The organism is Nocardia sp. CA-129566 (genome assembly GCF_050956075.1).
Classification (GTDB): Bacteria; Actinomycetota; Actinomycetes; order Mycobacteriales; family Mycobacteriaceae; genus Nocardia.
On sequence record NZ_CP192085.1, the window covers coordinates 7,419,810 to 7,435,172 of the forward strand.

At 68.3% G+C, this 15,363-nt stretch carries 12 protein-coding genes; 5 read left to right on the forward strand and 7 right to left on the reverse strand.

The window, feature by feature from the left end:
* Positions 1-235: 235 nt before the first annotated feature.
* Positions 236-913 (forward strand): AAA family ATPase, encoded by a 678-nt coding sequence (locus ACQP0C_RS32855; RefSeq protein ID WP_433726338.1) that lies wholly within the window; start codon positions 236-238, stop codon positions 911-913.
* Positions 914-937: 24 nt separating this feature from the next.
* Here the strand turns inward: ACQP0C_RS32855 and ACQP0C_RS32860 are convergent, their stop codons facing one another.
* The gene (locus ACQP0C_RS32860; protein ID WP_433726340.1) at positions 938-1,897 is read right to left on the reverse strand and encodes a diacylglycerol kinase family protein; all 960 of its coding nucleotides are present in this window, start codon (positions 1,895-1,897) and stop codon (positions 938-940) included.
* Entirely contained in the window at positions 1,894-3,471 is a 1,578-nt protein-coding gene (locus tag ACQP0C_RS32865; RefSeq protein WP_433734722.1) for an FAD-binding oxidoreductase, read from the reverse strand. The genes ACQP0C_RS32860 and ACQP0C_RS32865 overlap by 4 nt, the downstream gene beginning before the upstream one ends.
* A gap of 176 nt (positions 3,472-3,647) precedes the next feature.
* Here ACQP0C_RS32865 and ACQP0C_RS32870 point away from each other — a divergent pair, with 176 nt between their 5' ends.
* Both ACQP0C_RS32870 and ACQP0C_RS32875 read left to right on the forward strand, forming a co-directional pair.
* The gene (locus ACQP0C_RS32870; protein WP_433726342.1) at positions 3,648-4,280 is read left to right on the forward strand and encodes a TetR/AcrR family transcriptional regulator; all 633 of its coding nucleotides are present in this window, start codon (positions 3,648-3,650) and stop codon (positions 4,278-4,280) included.
* 49 nt (positions 4,281-4,329) lie between these two features.
* Entirely contained in the window at positions 4,330-5,883 is a 1,554-nt protein-coding gene (locus ACQP0C_RS32875) for a glycerol-3-phosphate dehydrogenase/oxidase (RefSeq protein WP_433726344.1), read from the forward strand.
* Positions 5,884-5,932: 49 nt separating this feature from the next.
* Here ACQP0C_RS32875 and ACQP0C_RS32880 read toward each other — a convergent pair whose 3' ends face one another.
* Complete coding sequence (locus tag ACQP0C_RS32880; protein WP_433680178.1) at positions 5,933-6,460, reverse strand: GNAT family N-acetyltransferase; 528 nt, start codon at positions 6,458-6,460, stop codon at positions 5,933-5,935.
* A 20-nt stretch (positions 6,461-6,480) separates the two neighbouring features.
* Positions 6,481-7,152 (reverse strand): TetR/AcrR family transcriptional regulator, encoded by a 672-nt coding sequence (locus ACQP0C_RS32885; protein ID WP_433726346.1) that lies wholly within the window; start codon positions 7,150-7,152, stop codon positions 6,481-6,483.
* A 236-nt stretch (positions 7,153-7,388) separates the two neighbouring features.
* Here ACQP0C_RS32885 and ACQP0C_RS32890 point away from each other — a divergent pair, with 236 nt between their 5' ends.
* Positions 7,389-8,219, forward strand: a complete 831-nt coding sequence (locus ACQP0C_RS32890; RefSeq protein ID WP_433726348.1) for an SDR family oxidoreductase — start codon at positions 7,389-7,391, stop codon at positions 8,217-8,219.
* A 910-nt stretch (positions 8,220-9,129) separates the two neighbouring features.
* Entirely contained in the window at positions 9,130-10,878 is a 1,749-nt protein-coding gene (locus ACQP0C_RS32895) for an FHA domain-containing protein (protein ID WP_433726350.1), read from the forward strand.
* A gap of 125 nt (positions 10,879-11,003) precedes the next feature.
* Here ACQP0C_RS32895 and ACQP0C_RS32900 read toward each other — a convergent pair whose 3' ends face one another.
* Genes ACQP0C_RS32900 through ACQP0C_RS32910 form a run of 3 tightly spaced genes read right to left on the reverse strand, consistent with a single transcriptional unit; the run spans position 11,004 to position 14,646 of the window.
* Positions 11,004-13,199: a protein kinase domain-containing protein gene (locus ACQP0C_RS32900; protein WP_433726352.1), complete on the reverse strand. Its 2,196-nt coding sequence runs from the start codon at positions 13,197-13,199 to the stop codon at positions 11,004-11,006.
* Positions 13,196-14,050 carry a hypothetical protein gene (locus tag ACQP0C_RS32905; protein WP_433726354.1) on the reverse strand — a complete coding sequence of 285 codons (855 nt, stop codon included), beginning with the start codon at positions 14,048-14,050 and terminating at the stop codon, positions 13,196-13,198. The genes ACQP0C_RS32900 and ACQP0C_RS32905 overlap by 4 nt, the downstream gene beginning before the upstream one ends.
* On the reverse strand, positions 14,050-14,646 hold the full coding sequence (locus ACQP0C_RS32910) for a hypothetical protein (protein WP_433726356.1): 597 nt from the start codon (positions 14,644-14,646) through the stop codon (positions 14,050-14,052). The genes ACQP0C_RS32905 and ACQP0C_RS32910 overlap by 1 nt, the downstream gene beginning before the upstream one ends.
* Positions 14,647-15,363 lie beyond the last annotated feature (717 nt).

The window sequence follows — 15,363 nt, forward strand, 5'->3', positions numbered from 1 at the left end:
TCCGAATCCACAAGCAATTCTCAGCTTCATCGCGCTTGCCATGCGCGGCCGATCCCACTGTCGCCTCCGCTGGTTCGCGGTCGCCATTGAACGCGCAGGCAGCGGCCCTACGGCACGGCGAAGACCGCGCGGCCGAACCGAGCCTCGCCCGCCCGCTCCGCTCAGGAAATACACAGCGAGAAAATCAGGGTTTTCCCGGTTGTCGCGTCGGCGTCGGCTGAGGAACCTAGAAGAGGTGGACCCTCCGTTCGATTCGCCCTATCCGGGTTCACTACCGCGACCACCCGACATACGGGTCTTCGCACCGAACTCCGTTCACGATCTGCGCGGACGCACCATCGTGGAGTTGCGCTATCCCGCAACGGCGGCGTTGGTGGTGGCCGGGGTGCCGGGGGCAGGTAAGAGTACGGCGTTGCGGCTGTTCTTCGGCGCCGCGGCCGATGCCGAGCGACCGCCGCGCGGGCCAGCGGATTCGGTGGTGCTCGACTCGCACCATTCGCGAAATCGCTGGCGGCGCAGGCTCGGTCGGCTGCCGTACCCATTGTGGCGGCCGGTGGTACACATCGCGCACTACCGCGGGATCAGAGCCGCGCTGCGGGACGGCGCCGGGCCGGTCGTCATCCATGATTGCGCCACCGGGTGGGCCAGACGTTTGATCGGCCGGTGGGCGGCGCGATACGGCCGGGAAGTGCACTTCATCCTGCTCGATGTGCCCGCCGGTACGGCGCGCGCCGGTCAGCACGCGCGCGGGCGGCGGATCAATCCGTTCTTCTTCACACTGCATTGCCGCCGCTGGGACCGCCTCATGCGCGCGATCGGCACGGGACATCTTCCGCGGCCCGCGCCCGCGTCGATGGTGATCGCCGATCGGACCACCGTCGACCGGCTGGGTCGGGTCAGCTTCGCGGCGTGAGGAGCGCGGGCGTCGTTCTCGTGATCATGGGACCAGCACGGTCAGTGCGCCGGGCACCGCGCGCAGGGTGATCGGGAGCGCGCCAGCGGGCTCACCGTCGGCGGTCGCCGGGGCGCCGGAGGCGGTGAGCGTGACCTGCGCGACGCGGTACTGCTTGGATTTCGGATGATCGATCCGCTTGCCGGCCGATAGCGCGGGCAGCAGGCGGAGCATATCCAGTCGCGAAACCGCGCCGACGACCGTGAGATCCAAGAAACCGTCATCCATCACCGCATCGGGACAGACCAGCATGCCACCCCCATAGGTGCGGGTATTGCCGATCGCCACCATGACCGCGTCGGTCTCGATCACGGTCTCGGAATCCGGATTGTCCAGCGCGCCCGGCACGACGCCGGACAGCTCGATCCGATAGGGCACGGTAAAGCGGCCCGAGATTTCGGCCAGCGCGGCGACGGTGTAGCGCAGCGGCCCCCTGGGCCAGCGCATATCGTTGGCGCGCAGGGTGACCCGTGCGTCGAATCCGGTACCGGTGACGGTGGCGAACCATTTGGGCGTGAATCCGGGCGCCGGCGATTCGATCAAGCCCAGGTCGATGACGCGGGTGCGACCACCGAGCACCAGATCCGCAGCCGCGACGGGATCGTTGGTGGGCACACCGATTTCCCGCGCGAGGTCGTTGCCGGTGCCCGCGGGGATCAGGCCGAGCGGTACGCCGGTCTGCGCGAGCGCTTCCAGCATCACGTTCATCAACCCGTCACCGCCGATGCAGACCACCGCGTCCGGCCTGTTGCTGCCCGCGATCGAATCCCGCACCAGGCGTACCGATTCGGCGGCCGAAGGCGCACACACCTCGGTGATCTCGACACCGCGAGCGGCGAAGCGGGCCAGCGCGGCAGCCGCCACATCGCCGCCCTTTCCGACGCCGGACTGCGGATTGGTCACCACGGTGACCGCACGCATCGGGCGCGACGAATCCTGTATCACGGGACCAGCTTTCCAGGGTTGAGGATGCCGACCGGATCCAATTCCCGTTTCACCGCGCGCAGGACGCGCACGCCGAGATCGCCGATCTCATCGGGAATCCACCGACGATGGTCGGTGCCGACCGCGTGGTGATGGGTGATGGTGCCGCCCGCGGCCACGATCGCGGCGCCGACGGCCCGTTTCGCGATGTACCACTGGGTGATCGGGTCGCCGAGCTGCTTGGCGATGACGGTAAAATACAGTGAGGCACCGGTCGGATAGGTGTGCGAGATGTGACACATCACCAGCGGCGGGGTGCCCTGACCGCCGAGTGAATCCGTCAGTGCCGCAGTGACCTTCGCCTTCAGCTCGGCCAGATTCGACCAGGTTGTCGCGGTCTCCAGGGTTTCGCAGAGCACGCCGACATCGAGCAGCGCATCGCGCAGATAGGGTGCGGCGAAACGGCCGTGTTCCCATTCCCGAGCCGGGGCCTGTCCCAGTGCGGTCCCGCCCGCCGCGGCGAGCAGTGCGCCCGCCTCGGCACTGCGGGCCGCGACATGCGCCTCGGTGCCCTCGAACGTGGTGATGGCCAGACAACCTGGAACCGACTCGCCACCGATATCGGCGGAGCGAGCCAGGTTGATGCCGGTCTCGACCTCATCGGAGAGCCGAAGCACGGTCGGTGCGGCACCCGCCTGCACCACCGAACGCAGTGCGGCGGCGCCGGTTTCGAAGTCCGGGAACGACCAGGCCTGGTAGCCGATGGTTTCCGGTACGGGATGCACCCGCAGGGTCACCTCGGTGATCACGCCGAGCGCACCCTCCGAACCGACGAATAGTTCACGCAGGTCCGGGCCCGCGGCGGATGCGGGTGCGCGGCCGAGTTCGATGGTGCCGCTGGGCGTGGCGATCTTGAGCCGCTGCACCATGTCATCGAAGCGCCCGTAACCGGCCGAGGCCTGACCGGAGGACCGGGTGGCGGCGAAACCGCCGATGCTGGCGAATTCGAAGCTCTGTGGGAAGTGGCCGAGCGATAGGCCATGGGCGGCAAGGAGTTCCTCGGCCAGCGGCCCGGTGAGTCCGGCGCCGAGCGTGGCGGTGCCGCTGATCGGATCGATATCCGAAATACTGTCGAGGCGGCGCAGATCCAGCGCGATGACGGTATCGAAGCGACCGCGGACCGGGTCGACGCCGCCGACCACACTGGTGCCGCCGCCGAAGGGCACCACCGCGATGGCATTGTCGGCGCAGTAGGCCAGCACGCCGAGCACCTGCTCATGGTCGGCGGGGAAGATGATCGCATCGGGTGCGTCCTGTGGGCCGTCGGCGCGGCGGCGCAGCAGATCGGGGGTGCTCTTACCGCCCGCATGCCGCAAACGATCGTGGTGGTCGACCGAAATGCTGCCCACGCCGACCACCTCGACCAACCCGTCCCGTTGAGTCGGCGTCAAGGTCGACTCGCGTAGCGGCACATCGCCCTCATCGCGGCGCGCCACCGGGTCACCGGAGACTTCGAATACCTCTGCCAGCAGGTTTCGAACCGAAGCCGCGAGCGGCTTGTGTCCGGCGGGGATGCCCCAGGCGTCCCAAACCATACTCGCCGCGTGCTCCGGCGCGCCCGGGATTGCGGCGGCCGCCTCGCTGGAGGATGTGTGCTGTTGCGTCTCGACCATACGTTACAGTTTGACATAGACTGTCAAGCAGTAACGAACCAGACATCCGCTTCCGGCACCACTGCGACGGTGCCGCCGACACCCGGTGGTGACACCCGATGACTGCCTCCGCAGACTCCGCCCCCGACGACGCGCTCGCGGCAACCGATCTCGCGATCCTCGACGCCGCCCGGGCCTGCGTGGAGGAGTTCGGGGTGCGCCGCACCACCCTCACCGAGGTGGCCCGCCGCGCCGGGGTCAGCAGGCCGACCGTCTACCGGCGCTGGCCCGATACCGGATCGCTGGTGGCCGAACTGCTGGTGCGCGAACTGCGCGCGATCGTCGCCGCCGCCATGCCGAGCACGGGTAGCGCGCGCGACCGACTGGTCGAGGGCATCGTCGGGGGCGCGGCGACCATTCGCTCGAATTCGTTGTTCGGCAAGATCTTCCGTACCGACACCGACCTCATGCTCACCTATGTCTTCGGCCGCCTCGGCCGCAACCAACGCGCACTGATCGAACTGTTCGCCGCGGGCATCCGGGAGGGCCACCTGGACGGCTCCATCCGCGCGGGCGAGCCCGAACAGATGGCGACAATGCTGCTGCTGATCGCGCAGTCGGCGGTGCAGTCCGCGGGGACGGTCGCGCCACTGCTGGCCGGAGCGGCATTGGATGCGGAATTGACCCGCGCGATGGACGGCTACCTCGCTCCCGGCGGCGGACCCGCGACGACCGATAAGCCGCTCCAATGACCGACCACCTGCGCACCGGCGGTCCGTCCGCCACCGGAAAGGGATTGTGATGACTGCGAATTCGGCCGACACCCACGGGAATTCCGCGCTGAACGCCGGACGTCGCGCACGTGAGCTACAGGTGCTCGGCGACGATATCGATATCGATGTGCTGGTGATCGGCGGCGGCGTGACCGGCGTCGGCGCGGCCGTGGATGCCGCGTCCCGCGGACTGCGAACCGTGCTGGTGGAGCGGCACGACCTGGCGTTCGGTACGAGTCGCTGGAGTTCGAAACTGGTGCACGGCGGGCTGCGGTATCTGGCCAGCGGGCGGGTCGGCATCGCGCACGAAAGTGCCGTCGAGCGTGGCATTCTGCTCAGCACCACGGCGCCGCATCTGGTGCGGCCACTGCCGCAATTGGTGCCACTGCTGCCGGAAATCGGTGTGGCGCAACGTGCGTTGATCCGCGCCGGATTCGTCGCTGGCGATGTGCTGCGACGCAGTGCGGGCACTTCGCCCGCGACACTGCCTCGTTCCCGTCGAGTCGCCGCCGCCGAGGCGCTGCGCTTGGCGCCGACCGTGCGCCGTGCAGGATTGCGCGGCGGCCTGCAGGCCTGGGACGGACAGTTGGTGGACGATGCGCGACTGGTGGTGGCATTGGCCCGCACCGCTGCCGCGCAAGGCGCGACCATCCTCACCCGCGTCGAAGCCCTTGACGTTACCGGGGATTCGGCCACCCTCCGCGATACCTCGACCGGTGAGACCATGGCCATCCGGTCGCGCACCGTCGTCAATGCCACCGGCGTCTGGGCCGATCAGGTCGACCCGAGCATCGAACTGCGACCGAGCCGCGGCACCCATCTGGTCTTCGATGCCGAATCATTCGGCGGGCTCACCGCATCGTTGACCGTCCCGGTGCCGGGGAGTACCAGCCGCTTCGTGTTCGCCTTCCCGGCGGCGCACGGACGGGTCTACCTCGGCCTGACCGACGAGGACGCCCCGGGACCGGTCCCCGACGAACCCCAGCCCACCGAGGGCGAAATCGACTTCCTCCTCGACACCATCAATACCGCACTCCGAGACCCGTTGACCCGCAGCGATATCCGCGGCAGCTACGCCGGGCTGCGCCCGCTGCTGAAGACGGCCGACAACAGCACCGCCGATATCTCCCGCCAGCACGCGGTTCTGCACTCCCCCACCGGCGTCATCACCATCGTCGGCGGCAAACTCACCACCTACCGCCAGATGGCCGAGGACGCGGTCGACGCGGCCGTCACGGCGGGCAACCTCACCGCGGGCTCGTGCCGGACCAAGCGACTCCCACTGGTTGGCGCGGTCTCCGGCGCCGCCCGCGACCGCATCGCCGCCCCGCCGCTACTGATCGAACGCTTCGGCAGCGAGGCGGTGACGGTGCTGGCAACGGCCGCTGGGAACCCCGCCCTCGCCGAATGCGTTGCCCCCGGAATCGATGTCACCGCAGCGGAATTCGCCTTCGCCATCACCCATGAGGGCGCACTCGACATCGACGATCTGCTCGACCGCCGCACCCGCATCGGCCTGGTCCCCGCGGACCGCGCGGCGGCCCTGCCCGCCGCGGAAGCCGCCTTCGCGCACCAGCATTAGGTCGGCAGCGCTCGACGTCGCATTCGACCGAATGGCCGGGCGGCGCGGATCAGTCCATCCGCCATGTCGCGAGGTCGGCGCGCATGGCGGCGCGCGGCCAGAGGTCGAGACCGTGCGCAGCCTCGGCGGCGCGGATTTCGCGCAGCTCGGCGGTCTCTTCGGCGGCGGTCAGAAAGCGGAAGCCGAGGCGCTCATAGTAGGGACCGTTCCAGGCCACGTCGATGAACGTCGTCAGCGTGATCGCCGGCAGGCCTCGAGCTTTCGACCACCGCACCGCATGGTCGATGAGCTGCTTGCCGATCCGCTTACCCGCATGGTCCGGATCCACCGAGACCTGGTCGATATGGGCATTGCCATCGACGATCCCGAGAATCAGATAGCCGATCGGGCGGCCGGTGTCGTCGGGATAGACCCAGGCCCGGCCCGCTTGTTGGAACTCACGCAGCGTTTGCAGTGACGGCGGATCGTCATCCGCGACAGCCATCATGCCGATGTCGGCGAATGGTTTGCCCGCCACACGCTCGATATCTTGCAGTATCGGCAGGTCGTCCTCGACCGCCGGTCGAATCGTGCGCATGGACGATTCTCCCACGGACCTCACTCGGCCGGCGTCGCCAGGATGCCGTTGACCAACGCACGCAGCGCCCACCGGGCCCGCTCGTCGCCGTCGCCCGAGAACATCTGGTCACCCATCGCCGTGAGCGTCGGATACCGATCGGCGGGTAGCGCCGCGAAGTGCCGCTTCACCTCGGCGACGTAATCCTGCTCGTCGGTGTCCTTGGTGTTGTACGCGCTCTGCTCCGCGGCCTGCGCGGATATGTTCAGGTAGATCAGGTCGACGGCCCAGGAATTGGTCTGCGCGTCCACCCCGCCCTCGGCGAGCAGGGCGAGCAGCCGCTCGACGATCTGCAATGCGTTCGGGCTGGTGGGAATCCCGCCGAGCGCGACGAGTGCGAGCCCCTCATGTTTGGACATGGCGTCGACGGTCGTGTCGACCAGCGCCGCGAGCCGGTCACGCCAGGTGTCGCCCGTCGGCTCGGGCACGGTGCCGAGCACGTGATCCAGCATGGCGGCCATCAGATCGTCGCGGTTGGCGATGTAGACGTAGAGCGAGGCGGCACCGGTATCCAGGTCCTGCGCGACGCGGCGCATGGTGAGGGCGGCCAGACCGTCGCGGTCGAGGATGCGCAGGCCGGTTTCGATGATCACCTCACGGCTGAGGGGTGCCTTCGCGGGTCGGGCCCGGCGGCTGACGGGTGCGGCGCTCATGGGCCGAGCATACGCTCTAACGAACATTGTTTGACACGAACGATGTTCGTGATCTACCGTTCACATCAGTCGAACAACGTTCGTCACGATCCTTGTTCGCTCCGCTTGCGCTTGCGCTGACCGTCAGCCTGGAGTTCCCGCAATCACGCTGGTCGGCCTCGGGCTGGTGCGACTGCTGCCGCGTCACGCTCACCCCGAGCAGCAGCACTGAATCACCTTCGACCCAAGGACTTCTCATGATTCTCGTCACCGGAGGCCGCGGCGCGGTCGCCAGCAACCTCGTGTCCCTGCTACGCGCCGACGGCAGAGCCGTCCGTATCGGCTCCGGCCGCCCAGAACAGCTCCCCGCGGACGTGCCCGCCGTCGCCTGCAACCTGCGGGACCCGGCCACCTTCGCCACCGCACTCGACGGCGTCACCTCGGTGTTCCTGTACGCCGAGCCGGGGTGCATCGCCGAATTCGCTTCCGCCGCAACCGAAGCCGGAGTCGACCACATCGTGCTGCTGTCCTCGTCCGCGGTGCTCGATCCCGATGCCGCCACCAACCCGGTCGCGAAATCTCATCTCGACACCGAACTCGGACTCGCCGACGCACCGATGACCGTCTCCGTACTGCGGCCCGGCGCCTTCGCGGGCAATGCCCGCGGCTGGTCATTCGCGATCAAGGCCGACCGCCCGGTCAGCCTCCCCTACCCCCATGCCTACACCGATCCGATCCACGAACTCGATATCGCCGAGTGCGCTCACGCCCTACTCACCGAGCCGGACCACCGCGGTGCGGCCCACACCCTCACCGGTCCGCAGACCCTGACATTCACCGAGCAGATCGACCTGATCAACAAGATCACCGGCCGCACCGCGACCATCACGCACGTCACCCCCGACGCCTGGCGGCAGGAGATGGCCGAATTCATCCCGGTCCGCTACGCCGAGGGTCTGCTGGACTACTGGCGTAGATGCGACGGCGTCCCGACCCCGATCACCGACACCGTCGCCCTCCTCACCAACCACCCGGCCCGGCCCTTCACCACCTGGCTCGAAGACCACCTCTCCGAGTTCACCGCCTGACGCAGAGTCCACCTTGCTGGACGGCAGTTCTGCCGCACAGACTCACCCGCCGACCGCAGTTCTGCCGCACAGACTCACCCGCCGACCGCAGTTCTGCCGCACAGACTCACCCGCCGACCGCAGTTCTGCCGCACAGACTCACCCGCCGACCGCAGTTCTGCCGCACAGACTCACCCGCCGACCGCAGTTCTGCCGCACAGACTCACCCGCCGACCGCAGTTCTGCCGCACAGACTCACCCGCCGACCGCAGTTCTGCCGCACAGACTCACCCGCCGCTGGCAGGCAGATCGCTGTGCACAGGACTTTCCCACCCGAGCGGCACGGATCATTCCGTGTCGCCCGGGTGTGTTGGCCGATCGCGGAGAGCTACGACGACAAACTGCGGGTGACGGGCACTGACCGCCACAGGACTCCAACGGCCGCGCACCGAGCCGAATTCTCCGGCTGGCCCGTAACTCACGTACAACGGGTTCGCTAGCTCGCAGACAACCTGCGCGCGCTCAGACAGAACCTATCCGAACTCGCAGACAACCTGCACCTGCTCACACAGGACCCAACCGATCTCGCAGACAACCTGCACCCGCTCACACAGGACCCAACCGAACTCGCAGACAACCTGCACCCGCTCACACAGGACCCAACCGAACTCGCAGACAACCTGCACCCGCTCACACAGGACCCAACCGAACTCGCAGACAACCTGCACCCGCTCACACAGGACCCAACCGAACTCGCAGACAACCTGCGCCTGGGAGCATCCGAAGGCGACGTCGAGTGATGCACGCCTCTTCGTCGATCAGGGGGTACGGATCATTGACGTGCCCGCGTGCGCTGTTCGTCGCAGACAGGTTTCGGGTGCTTCGCACACTCTATGCTGGACGCCGGTAGTGGTCCGGGAAGGAGGCGCGGGTGAGCAACCCGTCGACCGTGGGGATTGCGCCGGGCAATGGTCTGATCGCACGCTTCGGTGCGGTTGTCGTGTATCTCGCGGGCGAAACCCCCTCCACCGATCGGATACTCGGCGCGATCGAGGCCGTCGCCGATGCACGGCATCCGGGCGCGGCGATCGCGCAGCGGCTGGCCGCGGTGGTTTTCGGCGGCAATTCCGAACCGCCGCCGTTCGGCGTGGTTGCGCCGACTGCCGACGGCACCGTGATTCTGCTGCGCGGCCAGGTGACCGCGGAGATCCAAGGCGCGGAAGGAACTCGACGCCTTTCCGGGGCCCGCGCGTTCACCTGGGTGGACGAAATCATCCGAGAACCCGTGCGCCGGATCACAGTCGGCGCGGACGACGCATTTCCGGTGCACGAACTGCCACGCACCGACCTGCGCGCAGGTATCGTCCCCGGCGGCGGTTTCGCCCTGCATATCGCGGCCCGACGTGCGGGCAGATCCGCGGCGACCCAGGGCCGCGCCACCGGACCGTCCCCGTCTTCGGGCACGACACCCGAACCACCACAAACCGCACCGGCCGGGTTCGAAGCCCTGCTCGCCCCCACCGCGAAATCCCAGCTGACCCCGGAGAGCAGCCGCACAGACGCAGCGACCCCCACCACCCATCAACCGACCGGCTTCGCCCGGCCCGCCGAGTCCTCCGTCCGGGTCGCCGCGCCGCACGAGCCCACGGCGAAGGCCGGACGCGCGGCGCAGCCAACCGGATCGGCACGCTCTACCGGTATCCCGCAGCCGTCCTCCATGCCCGACGGGCCCACTGAGAAGGCCGGGCCCGCGGACTCAGCGAAGCCAACCGGATCTGGGATCCCGCGGCAGTCCTCCGTCCGGCCCGCCGCGCCGGACGAACCCACAGCGAAAGCCACACCCGCAGGCTCAGTCCAACCAACGGGATCGGCACGCTCTACAGGTGTCCCCCGGCAAACCTCCGCGCCGGACAGGCCGACTGAGAAGGCCGGGTCCGCAGACGCGGCGCAACCTGCTGGGTCCGCCGGGATTTCGCGGCGATCCTCCGCGCAGTCCGGAGCGCCCACCGGAAAAACGGGTCCGGGGGCATCGGCAGAGTCGCCCGTCGCCGAGCGGACCGCGGCATCCGCGAAAGGGCGGAGGGCGCAGTCCGATGGGTCCGGGGAGGTCGCAGCGCCGCAGGACGTCAGTACCCAGGCAATGTCGGCCGCAGAGCGCGCGGACTCGGGTGGGTCGCAGGCAGGTACTTCGTTGCGACCCGAACCTATTGCGCTGCACAAGATCCCACCATTGCAGGGGCAACGACCGCGACCGCTGCGGCCGGTTGGCGGTGCGGGCAATCCGGAGAGTCCGGCGCCGGTCGCCGGCGCGTTGATTCTCGAGGACGGTGCGGCATATCCGCTGGACCGGGCGTATGTCGTCGGTCGAAGTCCGACGATCGACGAGGCGGTACGTGCCGCGACGGCCACGCCCATCACCGTCCCCCGTGACCGCCATGTCTCCCGCGTGCACGCCTACGTCTCGGTCGACCGCGGCAAGGTCTACGTCCGCGATGCCGCCACTCCCGCAGGCACTTTCATCGCCGCCCCGGGCGACGATGACTGGACCCGAGTCGGCACCGCCCCGACCGAATTGCCGCCCGGCTGGAGCCTGCGCATCGGCCAGCGAATCATTACCTACCGCACAGAAGACCGTCCGAAGCATCCGACGGAAGCAACCAGTAAGGGCCGCCGTTCCTGAGCGCATCGCTTGCCCTCGCGAAGACGTGACGCGCCGGACTTTCTCACCGCATCCGGCGATCCCGGCCGAATCCGTGCGGATTCACCGAACCGGCATCACACAGGCTCGTTCTGCCGCTACCGCACTCAGCCGTCTTCCCGCCGTGCGCGGCGAAGGAGCCTGCGCCGCCTGCCGATACGCCGCGCGCCGAATGCGACCCCGACGCCCGCCCCGGCGGCGAGTACCGCACTGACAGCCACAGTGGCGACGGTCGGCGGGGTCCCCCGGAGGATCCAGGCACCACCGGCGACCGCCCCGGCCAGCATCGCCGAACTCGCGGACAGGCCAATGAAATTGGCGATGCCACCGTGACCACGACGCAAAGCGCGGGTGTTGGACTCCACGTAGGCGGCGGCGAACAGGGCGAGGATCACGATCGCGGCCGAAGCGGCGGTCAGCGTCGGACGCTGCGTCGTATGCAGTGCGACTCGCTGCGTCGCGATTTCGGTGCCGTTGCGCAGCAGAGTCAACTCGCCGTCGAAATTGCCCGCCAACACACGCTGGTTGACCGGATCGGGCAATGCGGCCGCGCCACCGGGCTGCAGCGGCACCGGATCTCCACCCAACCGCACACCGACCACCCGCACTGCCAGCGCAGCCGAATCGACATCGATCCCCGTGACTTGCAATGGAATCGGCTCGGACAGATCGATATCGATCGGATTCGACCTCGTCGGATCAACACCGGCAATGGTGATCGTGCCCGGTACCAGATCACCTCCGGCCGCAGGTGCACCGAGCCCGAGCACCGCGACCGCACAGGCACCGGCCGCACCCAACACTCCCACGAGCAACGGCAGCCGGGGCGAAGCGAATGTGACGACTTCCCCAATGGGCACCAGATCGCGCCGATCGACCTCAGCCAGCCGAACCCCCTTGTCCTGCAACCCATACCGCGGCCGCACCCGGCCGATCGGAGGCCCATACGGTCCGGAAGGAATCTTGCCGGTTACCGGCGAACCAGCTCCGCTTGGAACCGGATCCGATTCGCACGGGTGTGGCGTCGGCGCGCCCGCAATCGGCTGCGGCACAGCGCTGCGCCGAGACCGAAACTGTCCCGAATCCATCTCGCCGCCCGCAGACCGAACCGACGAAATCGACCCACCCGGGCCGGAATCCGAGTCGCGCGGCCGCGTCGGCGCGTCCCCCGTGGGCTGCGATCGCGTCGAACGCTGAGCGGCTGGTGGAATCGGACCGCTGCCAGCCGAATCCGGCGCAGATGGGCGGGATGCGATTTCGGTCGGCGCCGATGATGCGCTGGATGGCTGGTGTCGAGGCGGCGGGGCTCCGGTAGCGGGCAGGGTTATTCGGGAGGGCTGGCCTACCGGCACGCGGGGTCCGAAGCTCGTGATCCCGGCACGACCGCTCCCGGTCGCGGCGGCCACGATGGTGTCGGCGCCGATCACTGGGATACCCACCGGAGTCAGCCAATCGCCGCCCCAGCAGGAGGCGGCGAGTTCGGCGAGCGCGATGCCGAAGAGTTCGGCGGTGTCGAAGCGGTCGGCGGGATCGGTCGCGAGACCGCGCATCACCACATCGGCGATCGGCCCGGGAACGCCGGGCGCGACCTCGGTGAGAGGTATGGGATCGCCGAAGGCATGAGCGAAAAGCGTTGCGAGGTGGTCGTCGCTCGGCGGGAACGGCAACACTCCGGACAGCAGCTGGTAGAGCATGGTGGCCAGCGCGTAGACGTCGGTCGCGGGGGAAAGCGGTTGTCCGCGTGCCTGTTCCGGTGCGACATAGGACGGGGTGCCGACGATCTCGCCGGTCCTGGTGATCAGTGTCCGGTCACCACCGACGATCTTGGCTATGCCGAAATCGGTCAGTTTGATCGCACCGCCGATGCCGAACATGAGATTCGACGGTTTGACGTCACGGTGCAGAATCCGGTGGCGGTGCGCCGCCTCGAGTCCCGCCGCACAGGCCAGCCCGACAGCCACCGCGGTCGCCGCGTCGAACCCCTCGGTGGCGAACCGGCTGCCGACGGTACCGCCCGGCAGGTATTCCATGACCAGCAGACACAGCTCGTCATCCTCGATGTAGTCGAAAACCCGCACCACATGGGGATGATCGATGGCCGCGAGCAACCGCGCCTCGGCGACGAACCGGCGGCGCACCTGCTCATCGTGGGCGAACTGCGGTGGAATCTGTTTGATGGCGACCGGTCGGCCCAACCGCCGGTGCGTGCCCGCCAGCACCACACCACATCCACCCCTGCCGACCTGGGCGCCGATATCGTAGGCGGGCAGCGCGGCCCGCAACCTGCCGGTGTCACTGGTCAAGTCGTTTGCCCATCCGCTCGGAACCGCACGGTATTCATACCGTCGATTTCGTCGAGTTCCCCAGTCGACGCGAAATACTCCTCCGGCGCGACTTCCGGTGTCGGCGAACAGTATCCGAGCAGGTACCCGACGACGGCCGCCACTGCGGCGACCGCGAGCCAGAGCCCGGTGTCCGGAACCCACCACCGTGCCACCGAGGCGGTGAATCCGAAGACCAACCCGATGCCGCCTCCCGGCGCGAGCAACCGCAACCCGCGCTGCCACCGGTTGGTGGACAGCCGGTGCCGGGCAATGGCCAGCGCGGCATCGGCGATGGCGAGCATGGTCAGCACCGCGAGCGCGATCCCGAACAGCCCGTATACCGACCACAACGAGCCACGCACATCGGTATCGAGCGGTATCGAGGCGATCCGCGCGCCGTCCGCACCGATCACCGCCAGATCCGCAACGATCAGTCCGGTCGCCTGGCCGTCCAATCCGGTGAGATCGAGCCGATACCTCAGCGCATCGGATTTTCCCGGTGCAATGGATAATTCGACAGCAGTGGAATAGGAGAAGAAACTCAATCCGAGCACATGCCCGGCCAGATCCACCCGCCGGATGCGCACCGCCGCAGGGGTATTGTTCGTCAACGCGATCGCCACCCGGATGGTGCTGTTCGGTTGCAGCCGAAGCGGTTCGGCTGCCGTGGTGTCCGCAATATCGTGATCGTCGATGGTCGCCGACATATCGACGCCCTGCGGCCTGCCGACGACCGGTGCCGCGAACAACCCGGCGAGCATCACGGATATCAGCGTGAAAACGCTGGGCAACAGGACAATTCGCGTTGCCGCCGAGGCGCGTGACCGCATTACGACCCCCTCCGCGCGGGCAGATGCGAGACGAGCCGATGCCCGTAGAACCACCCGCCGATCAATAGGAAGAACAGAATCACCGTCAATGTCGATGTGGCCGCGCTGATCCGGCTGACCAGCACCACATCCAGCGGCGCGCTGAGCGTGCGTCCGCACTGCGCGGTCACCTGATAGCGCCCGACCTCGATCGAGGTCAGTACCAGCGGTGCGCGGAATCCCCCGTCGGCCCCCGCGACGGTGCTGCCCACCGGAGTCTCCCCGACCAGCAGGCTGACCTGCGCCTGCGGATCACAGCCCGATCCGGCCGCGATGACATCGCTACCGGGCCCGATCGCCGAGGGCGTGAGCTCAAGCCCGGCGGGTCGCGCGGCAATGGGCGGCAGCGGGGCCGCTAATGGAGTCGAAGGCGCGATCGGGTCCGGCGGCCGAACGGTCGGAACGACCACCTCGGGCGGCTTGTTCGACGTCTGCTGGCCATCCGGCGGTTGCTGGTTATCCGGCGTCGGATTGTCCGGCATCGGATTCTGCGGCGGCGCGGTGGTCGGATCGTCACGCCCTCGCTCCGGCGTGGTCGGCTGCGGAAGCGGCGGCAAAATCGTAATGGTGATCGACGGCAGCACAATATCCGGAGGTCGCGAACTGCTGGACGGCAATCCGGAGCATCCGTCGGACGACCGCCCGGCGCAGGGATCGGCTGGCACCGGACTACTCGTGGTCTGCGTCCCGGTCCCGTCATGCGTCCCGCTGCCGTCCGAATTCCCATCCGGCGTGCTGGTCTGCGTTCCGGACCCGTCCCGCGTTCCGGACCCGTCCCGCGTTCCGGACCCGTCCCGCGTTCCGGACCCGTCCCGCGTTCCGGACCCGTCCCGCGATCCGGACCCGTCCCGCGTTCCGGACCCGTCCCGCGTTCCGGACCCGTCCCGCGATCCGGACCCGTCCCGCGTTCCGGACCCGTCCTGGGGGCCAGGTGACTGCTCCACTGTGCGCGGCTGCGGCCGAACCACCGACGACGTCGGCTCCTCCGATGCCGGAACACCGAATGCCGATACCCCGCCGACCAACGGCACTACCCCGGCGAGCACAACCGCACAGCTCAGAATTCCGGAGATCACCCCACGATTGGCACGCCGACACCGCACCTGCCGACGCGCCCCGCCAGCACGCGCGGGAATTGCTGCCTGCGTCCCCATCGGCTGTGCCTCAGATCAGCGATTTGATCAGTAGCCATGGTAGGCCAGCACCGACCGACACGGAGCCTTCTCGCCCAGCCCGCACGCCGCGAAAACCGCTGACTACCAGGCAGCGTCGCC

Bases quoted from the DNA above. Each gene is read 5' to 3' on its own strand.
- ACQP0C_RS32865 (WP_433734722.1), bottom strand. From the start codon at position 3,471: ATGGTTTGGGACGCCTGGGGCATCCCCGCCGGACACAAGCCGCTCGCG.
- ACQP0C_RS32880 (WP_433680178.1), bottom strand. From the start codon at position 6,460: ATGCGCACGATTCGACCGGCGGTCGAGGACGACCTGCCGATACTGCAA.
- ACQP0C_RS32905 (WP_433726354.1), bottom strand. From the start codon at position 14,050: ATGCGGTCACGCGCCTCGGCGGCAACGCGAATTGTCCTGTTGCCCAGC.
- ACQP0C_RS32885 (WP_433726346.1), bottom strand. From the start codon at position 7,152: ATGAGCGCCGCACCCGTCAGCCGCCGGGCCCGACCCGCGAAGGCACCC.
- ACQP0C_RS32870 (WP_433726342.1), top strand. From the start codon at position 3,648: ATGACTGCCTCCGCAGACTCCGCCCCCGACGACGCGCTCGCGGCAACC.
- ACQP0C_RS32875 (WP_433726344.1), top strand. From the start codon at position 4,330: ATGACTGCGAATTCGGCCGACACCCACGGGAATTCCGCGCTGAACGCC.
- ACQP0C_RS32890 (WP_433726348.1), top strand. From the start codon at position 7,389: ATGATTCTCGTCACCGGAGGCCGCGGCGCGGTCGCCAGCAACCTCGTG.